Below are 7,167 nucleotides of genomic sequence, written 5' to 3'. Positions count from 1 at the left end.
GCACGAACGGTGCCAGGGCGGGCCAGGGCTCGACGGGGTTGTCCGGCTTGTCGACCCCGACCGAGCTGGCCAAGGCGCTCGCCGGGTTCCTGTTCGACGACGAGCGGGCCATGGTGCGCATCGACATGAGTGAGTACGGCGAGAAGCACAGCGTCGCCCGGCTCGTCGGCGCGCCGCCCGGTTACGTCGGTTACGAGGAGGGCGGGCAGCTGACCGAGGCGGTGCGCCGCCGGCCGTACTCGGTGATCCTGCTCGACGAGGTCGAGAAGGCCCACCCGGACGTCTTCGACGTGCTGCTGCAGGTGCTCGACGACGGCCGGCTGACCGACGGCCAGGGGCGCACCGTCGACTTCCGCAACGCCATCCTGATCCTCACGTCCAACTTGGGCTCGACGTTGATCGCCGACCCGACGCTGGGCGAGGAGCAGCGGCGCGAGGCGGTGCTCGCGGTGGTCCGCGCGCACTTCAAGCCGGAGTTCCTCAACCGGCTCGACGACATCGTGGTGTTCTCCGCGCTGTCGGGGCCGCAGCTGCGGGCGATCGTCGACATCCAGCTCGACCTTCTGCGCCGGCGGCTGGCCGAGCGGCGGCTCACGCTCGACGTCACCGACGCCGCCCGGGCCTGGTTGGCGGAGCACGGCTACGACCCGATCTACGGCGCCCGGCCGCTGCGCCGGCTGGTGCAGTCGGCGATCGGTGACAGCCTGGCCAAGGCGCTGCTCGCCGGCGAGATCCGTGACGGTGACACCGTCTCGGTCGACCTGGCCGACACCAAGGACGGGCTGACCGTGATGGCGCTGGTCGCCTGATCGCTGGAAGTTCCCGGGGCGACAGACTGGCGCGGTACCGGTACCTTGATCTTCACTCATTGTGATGTTTCGAGGAAGGAGTGCCGTGTCGGAGATCGCCCCCGGTCCGGACCGTGCCCGACCGCCGGGCACAGTCCGGATTTCCAGCTACCTGCTCTACGCGGTCGCGGTCGTCGAGGTCATCAGCCTGATCGTGACCCTCGCGACGTTGAGCTCGTTCCGCCAGGCGTTGACCGACGCGTACGCGGGCACGGAGCTCGAAGGCAGCGCGGATACCGCCGCGGTCGTCGTGGTGGTGGTCATCGGCGTCCTCGCGCTCCTCATCGGCGTCGGCCTGGTCGTGCTCGGGTTCCTGAACCTGCGCGGGAAGAACGCGTCCCGGATCGTCACCTGGGTCGTTGGTGGCCTGTTCGTGCTCTGCTGCGGGCTCAGCGCGGCTGGGAACGCCGCCGGCAGCGCCATGAACCTGGAGAGCTCCGGCGACGTGCCGGACGCACAGGCGAAGATCGACGCCGCGATGCCCGGCTGGTACGGACCGGTCAACATGGTCCTGCTGATCATCCCGATCCTGTGTGTGCTGGGCGCGCTGATCCTGCTGGCGCTGCCGGCCTCGAACGAGTGGTTCAAGCCGCGCGCGGCCACCTGGGAGCCGCCGACACCGGGCTACCCGGTGATGCCCGGCTCGAGCTACCCGACCCCGCCTTACCCGCAGGGCGGCGAGCCGCCGTTGCCGCCCGCCCCGCCGGCGGCGCCGCCCGCTCCGACCGGCGAACCGCCGGAAACACCGGCACCGCCCCGCTAGCCAGCGCGATCGGGGCCTTCCGAGTAGGTTCGGCCACAACGGATGTACCGGAGGGCCCCGTGTCGTACCCAGCGCAACCGCTCGTGCAGCAGCCGCCGACGACGTCCCCGCGTCCGCCGGGCCCGGTCCGCGGCGCGGCCGTCCTGCTGCTGGTGATGGCGCTCGGCGGTCTGGTCTACGGCGGCATCGGTCTCGCACTGATGCCCGGCATCGTCGAACGGTTCCAGTCGGCCGCGACGGCCAGCGGGATCCCGGTCGACGACATCAACGGCGGCACGACGCTGTTGCGCGGCGTGCCGATCGCCGCGGCGTTCGTGAGCGTGGTGGCCATGGTGCTGCTGGCCGTGCTCGCGGTCGGCATCATGCGTGGCAACGCCGGGGTGCGGATCGCGACCTGGATCGTCTGCGGCATCGGCCTCGTCTCCGGCGGCCTCGCCGCGCTCTTCGGCTTCGTGCAGCGGGTCGGTTCGTTCGACAACGACGCGATGCTGGTCGCGATCGACGGCGCCCACCCGGGCTGGTGGCCGTGGACCAGCGCGGCCCTTTCCGTGGTGCAGGCGCTGGGCTACGTTGTGGTGGCGCTGCTGCTGGCCACACCGGCGGCAACCGCGTACTTCCGGCGCACGTCGTCGCTTCCCCCGAGCCCCACCGGCGCGCCGACACCACCACCCCCGCCCCCGGTCGACCCGACGGACTGGCAACGCCCGGACCCGCCGGCGACCACCCCCGCCGCCATGTGAGGACCCGTGCCGACCGCACTCGTCACCGGCGCCAGCTCCGGCATCGGCGCGGCCTTCGCCCGCCGCCTGGCCGCCGATGGTTACCGGCTGGTACTCGTCGCCCGTGACGCCGAACGGCTCGCCGCCGTCGCGGCGACGGCCGGCGACACCGCCGAGGTGCTGACCGCCGACCTGTCGACCGAGGCCGGGCTGGCCGCGGTGGCGCAACGGCTGCACGACGATCAGGTCGACCTGCTGGTCAACAACGCCGGTGCCACCCTCAACCGGTCGTTCCTCAAGACGACCGCCGAGGACGAGGCTTGGTTGCTGCACCTCAACATCCACGCCGTCATGCGGCTCACCCACGCCGCCCTGCCGGGCATGACCAGCCGCGGTAAAGGGGCTGTGATCAATGTCTCGTCGGCGTCGTCGTTCGCGCCGGTCATGCCGGGTTCGACCTATCCCGCGAGCAAGGCCTGGGTCACCCATTTCAGTGAGTCGATCGGGCGCGCGGTGGGCCGGTCCGGGGTCCGTGTGATGGCGTTGTGCCCCGGATACACGCGCACCGAATTCCACACCAGAGCCGGCATCGACATGTCGAAAACACCGTCCTGGATGTGGTTGCGGGCCGACGATGTGGTCGCACACGCGATGCGCGACCTGGCCCGTGGTCGGCTGGTCAGCGTGCCGGACTGGAAATACAAGGTGGCCGTGTTCGGCATGCGGCACGCACCGCGCGGCATCTTCGCCCGAGTCGCCAAGGACACCCGCGGTCGCGACGGTCGGTGACCATCGACACGGGAGTCCGTGATCCGTCAGAGTTCGCTATCGGGCGAAATTTCCCGATCGCTGGTGGGCCGCCCAGCAGGTTCACAGGATCGACCAGTACGCTTACGCCTCATGGGGGACCACGACGACCTGCGTAAATTCATCACTGAGCTTGCCGTTGTGCATGGCCGGGTGGTGCTGTCCTCGGGTCAGGAGGCCGACTGGTATGTCGACCTTCGTCGCGTGTCTCTTCACTATGCGTCCGCACCTCTGGTCGGACGCGTCATGCTCGACCTGACTTCCGACTTGGACTTCGACGCTGTGGGTGGCCTCACCCTCGGTGCCGACCCGGTGGCGACCGCCATGATGCATGCGGCGGCGGCAACCGGGCGGCCACTCGACGCGTTCGTCGTCCGCAAGACGGCCAAGGCGCACGGTCTCCAACGCCGGATCGAGGGTCCTGATGTTGCCGGACGACGGGTGCTGGTCGTGGAAGACGCCTCCACGACCGGGGGAAGTCCGTTGACCGCAGTCGAGGCGCTCCGGGAAGCCGGGGCCGAGGTGGTTGGCGTAGCGGTTATCGTCGATCGGGGAGGCGGTTCCGCCGTTCGGGCGGCCGGCCTCACCTACAAGGCGGCCTACTCGATGGCTGACCTCGGCCTAGTGGCGTAAAAGTTTGCCGATTCGGACCTGCTCATATGCAGGCGGGTCGATGCTGTAAGTGGAAGGATGGAATACGTGGGAACTGCGTTGGCTGAAATGACCATGCCTCAGATCTCGCCGCTTGCCGGCGAGCCGATCGAACGCGCCGACGCCGAGCGCCTCGCCGGGGTGCTCAAGGCGCTCGCTGACCCGGCCCGACTGCGGCTGCTGAGCCTCATCCAGTCGGCACCGGAAGGCGAGGCCTGCGTCTGCGACCTGACCGCACCGCTCGGCCTCTCCCAGCCGACCGTGAGCCACCACCTCCGGATCCTGACCGAGGCGGGGCTGCTCGAGCGGGAGAAGCGCGGCGTGTGGGCCTACTACCGGCTCGTGCCGTCGGCCATCGCGACGATCGCCGACCTGCTGACCCCGCCGCGCAAGCGGGCCACCAAGAAGGCCCCTCGCTGAGGCGGTGACCGCCACTGGCCCGGCGCCGACGATGAGACTCGACGCCGGGTCCGCTGACGAGCCTGACCTCCGCGACCAGCTCGCCGAGGTCGGCGCCGCGGTGGTCCGTGCCGGCCTGGTGGTCGGCTCCGGCGGCAACCTCTCTGCCCGATCGCCGGGCAGCGATGCCTGCTGGGTGACCGGCGCGGGCACCTGGCTCGACAAACTCGCGCGCCCGTCGTTCGTCCGTGTGCGGATCAGCGACGGCGCCACCCTGCCCGCCGGCGACGCATCGTCCGCCGGCCAGGCGGCGTACCCGACGCTGCCGCCGAGCTCCGAGGTCGCACTGCACCTCGCCACCTACCGGGCCCGCCCCGACGTGTCAGCGATCGTCCACCTGCACCCGCAGACGGCCCTGCTCCTGGACGCCCTGGGCGAACGCATCCGGCTGGTCACCACGGACCACGCCTTCTACGTGCGCCGGGTGGGGACGGTCCCGTTCTTCCCGCCGGGCACGATCGAGCTGGCGGAGGCCGCGGCCGATGCCGCGCGGGACGGCACCAACTGCTTCGTCCTGAGCCGGCACGGCTGTTCAGTGCTGGCGGACAGCGTCGAGCTGGCCCTCAAGCGGGCCCACAACCTCGAGGAAGCGGCCCAGCTCACCTATCGCGCCCTCGCCCTGGGCCGCGCCGCCGACCTGGTGGACCAGCCACCGCCGGCCGGCGCGTAGCTTGGCCCTCGTTCAAGCAGCGCGGCGCCCGCGTATCGCTGGCCCTTCGTCCTGGGCCGGGCCGTCGACCTGGTGGACCAGCCACCGCCGGCTGGCAGGTAGCTGGGCCCTCGAGTAAGCGGCGCGGAGCGCGCGTGTCCTAGTCCTTCGCCTTGGGCCGGGCCGCCGAGCTGACGGACCAGCCACCGCCGGCTGGCGCGTAGCTGGACCCTCGATCAAGCAGCGCGGCGCCCGCGTATCGCTGGCCCTTCGCCCTGGCCGGGCCGCCGACCTGACGGACCACCCACCGCCGGCCGACGCGTAGCTGGGCCCTCGAGTAAGCGGCGCGGAGCGCGCGTGTCCTAGCCCTTCGTCCCGGGCCGGGCCGCCGACCTGATGGACCAGCCATCGCCGGCTGGCGCCCTAGAAGCGCGGCGATCGCTCGCCGTCGTAGCCCTCGGTCGGGCGGCCCGAGTTGACGCTCTGCCGCCGGTGCTTTGAGGGTTTGAGCTTGGCCGGCGGCGGAGCTGGCAGCGGAGCGAAGCGCAGCGGTGTCCGGCGGGAGCGACGGTCGTGCCCCAGGCGGACCCGGGACCGCCGGATCCCGCTCTTCGATCTGAAGTTCTATTCGGCCCGGTGGCTGCCGCGGTGGCCGCGGTGACGCTCCTCCGCGATGGCGTCGGCGATGCCGGCCACGGGGGCGACGCCGATGACTGCCAGTTCTTCGGCGCGCTTGCGGGCGCGGCGGTCGCGGATCACCTCGATGATGATCGGCAGCACCGAGATCAGCACGATCAGTGCGACGAACGGCAGGATGTAGCGGTCGATGTGCGTGCCGATGGCGTCGTAGATCTTCCCGGCCAGCAGGTAGCCGATCAGCAGGATGCCGTCGGTCCAGAGGACCGCGCCGACCACGTTCCAGACGAAGAACTGCTTCGCCGGCATGCCGAGGACCCCGGCGACCGGGTTGAGGAACGTGCGGACGATCGGGATGAACCGGGCCAGCACGACGGCCTTGGCCGGGCCGAACTTCTGGAAGTAGTGCTCGGCCTTCGCCACGTACTCCCGCTTGAACAGGCGCGAGTCGGGCTTGTCGAACATCCGCGTGCCGTAGCGGGCCCCGAGGTAGTGGCCGAGCTGGGCGCCGGCGATCGCGCACAGCGGTGCGCCGATCAGCAGGCCCGCCAGGGACAGCCGGGTGCCGCCGCCGAAGATCGCGTCCGCCACCGGGGTCGCCGCGACGCCGGCCAGGAAGAGCAGCGAGTCGCCGGGGAAGAAGAAGCCGACCAGCAGGCCCGTCTCGGCGAACAGGATCGCCCAGATCCCGTACAGCCCGAAGGTGTGGACCAGGTCCTTCGGGTCCATCGGGTTGAAGGCGAGGTTCTCGGTGAGGGCGCGGGTCGTCTCCACGGGTAGGAAGGCTACCGGGCCTGGCAAGCCCGGGCTGGTAAGGCGGCAGAACCCGCCCGGGCGGACACGTCGGTCAGGCGGCCGGGCGGGCCCGGCGGCGACCGGCGATCACGGCGCCGACCACGCCGGCGAGCAGCAGCAGGCCGCCCCCGCCGAGGATGTAGCCGGCGGTGCCCCCGGAGAACGGCAGGCCGTCGTCGCCGGTGGCCGCGGTGGCCGCGTTGACCACGACCTCGATCGGCGCGGTGTCGTTGCCGGCGTTGGCGTCGACGTTGTCACTGTCGCACCGGCACCGCACGTTGATCGTCACCGAGCCGCGCTCGACCTCGGCGTTGTCGATCCGCAGGACGAACGGGAACGCGATGGTCTGGCCGGACGTGGCCAGCGGGCCGGGCGAGCAGCGGTACGCGCCGGCCTGCGCGGGCTGGCACGCGGGCGGCACCGTGACCGCGGTCGTGCCCTTGGGCAGGGCGATGTCGACGACGCTGACATCGCCGGCGCTGTTGCGGCGGTCGACCGTGGCCGGCCCCTCGTTGTGGAAACCGAGCTTGACCTCCGCCTGGTCGCCGACGGCACCGGTGATGCGGGCGCCCTGCGCGACGAAGTCGAAGTCGACCGGCGCCGCGGCGGCCGGCAACGCGCCGGCGAGCAGCAGCGCGGTGGCCGCGCCGAGCCCGGCGAGGACGCGTCGGGCAGGGGTGAGTCGCATGATGGTGTTCTCCCCGTTGGATGGAGCTGAGCCGGCGCCGGCGCGCCCGCGATTGGAAGACGCCGCCCGTCAGCGGCCGGTTGCACAAGACAGCAGAACGCCCCGCCGCGAGCGCGGCGGGGCGGTCCGTACGGTGTGCTACCTGGCGCGGG

General features: G+C 71.4%; 9 protein-coding genes. 7 read left to right on the top strand and 2 right to left on the bottom strand.

The genetic code is table 11. From position 1 onward, the window contains the following. The 7 genes from AB0H87_RS35240 to AB0H87_RS35210 form a co-directional block, all read left to right on the top strand. A partial coding sequence (locus AB0H87_RS35240) for an AAA family ATPase (protein ID WP_360155886.1) occupies positions 1-809 on the top strand: 809 nt, incomplete at its 5' end. An 85-nt stretch (positions 810-894) separates the two neighbouring features. Beyond that, on the top strand, positions 895-1,611 hold the full coding sequence (locus AB0H87_RS35235) for a hypothetical protein (RefSeq protein ID WP_360155883.1): 717 nt from the start codon (positions 895-897) through the stop codon (positions 1,609-1,611). Positions 1,612-1,670: 59 nt separating this feature from the next. After that, positions 1,671-2,351 (top strand): hypothetical protein, encoded by a 681-nt coding sequence (locus tag AB0H87_RS35230; protein WP_360155880.1) that lies wholly within the window; start codon positions 1,671-1,673, stop codon positions 2,349-2,351. A 6-nt stretch (positions 2,352-2,357) separates the two neighbouring features. Next, positions 2,358-3,119 (top strand): SDR family NAD(P)-dependent oxidoreductase, encoded by a 762-nt coding sequence (locus AB0H87_RS35225; RefSeq protein WP_360155877.1) that lies wholly within the window; start codon positions 2,358-2,360, stop codon positions 3,117-3,119. 111 nt (positions 3,120-3,230) lie between these two features. Beyond that, positions 3,231-3,770: an orotate phosphoribosyltransferase gene (pyrE, locus tag AB0H87_RS35220; RefSeq protein ID WP_360155874.1), complete on the top strand. Its 540-nt coding sequence runs from the start codon at positions 3,231-3,233 to the stop codon at positions 3,768-3,770. Positions 3,771-3,827: 57 nt separating this feature from the next. Beyond that, a complete protein-coding gene (locus tag AB0H87_RS35215; protein WP_360155871.1) occupies positions 3,828-4,208 on the top strand; it encodes a metalloregulator ArsR/SmtB family transcription factor in 381 nt (126 codons plus the stop codon). A gap of 31 nt (positions 4,209-4,239) precedes the next feature. Beyond that, complete coding sequence (locus AB0H87_RS35210) at positions 4,240-4,917, top strand: class II aldolase/adducin family protein (RefSeq protein ID WP_360155868.1); 678 nt, start codon at positions 4,240-4,242, stop codon at positions 4,915-4,917. Positions 4,918-5,520: 603 nt separating this feature from the next. On the opposite strand, the gene AB0H87_RS35205 is transcribed toward AB0H87_RS35210, so the two are convergent. Further along, a complete protein-coding gene (locus AB0H87_RS35205; RefSeq protein WP_360155888.1) occupies positions 5,521-6,261 on the bottom strand; it encodes a VTT domain-containing protein in 741 nt (246 codons plus the stop codon). Positions 6,262-6,379: 118 nt separating this feature from the next. After that, complete coding sequence (locus AB0H87_RS35200; protein WP_360155865.1) at positions 6,380-7,015, bottom strand: hypothetical protein; 636 nt, start codon at positions 7,013-7,015, stop codon at positions 6,380-6,382. Positions 7,016-7,167: the final 152 nt, after the last annotated feature.

Source organism: Asanoa sp. NPDC050611 (assembly GCF_040654855.1).
In the GTDB taxonomy this organism is placed as follows: Bacteria; Actinomycetota; Actinomycetes; order Mycobacteriales; family Micromonosporaceae; genus Asanoa.
Note: the sequence above shows the minus strand (reverse complement) of the source record. Positions and strands in the feature narration are given on the sequence as shown.

Coding starts and splice junctions, on each gene's coding strand:
- pyrE (WP_360155874.1), top strand. CDS start 3,231: ATGGGGGACCACGACGACCTGCGTAAATTCATCACTGAGCTTGCCGTT.
- AB0H87_RS35215 (WP_360155871.1), top strand. CDS start 3,828: ATGGAATACGTGGGAACTGCGTTGGCTGAAATGACCATGCCTCAGATC.
- AB0H87_RS35210 (WP_360155868.1), top strand. CDS start 4,240: ATGAGACTCGACGCCGGGTCCGCTGACGAGCCTGACCTCCGCGACCAG.
- AB0H87_RS35205 (WP_360155888.1), bottom strand. CDS start 6,261: ATGGACCCGAAGGACCTGGTCCACACCTTCGGGCTGTACGGGATCTGG.
- AB0H87_RS35200 (WP_360155865.1), bottom strand. CDS start 7,015: ATGCGACTCACCCCTGCCCGACGCGTCCTCGCCGGGCTCGGCGCGGCC.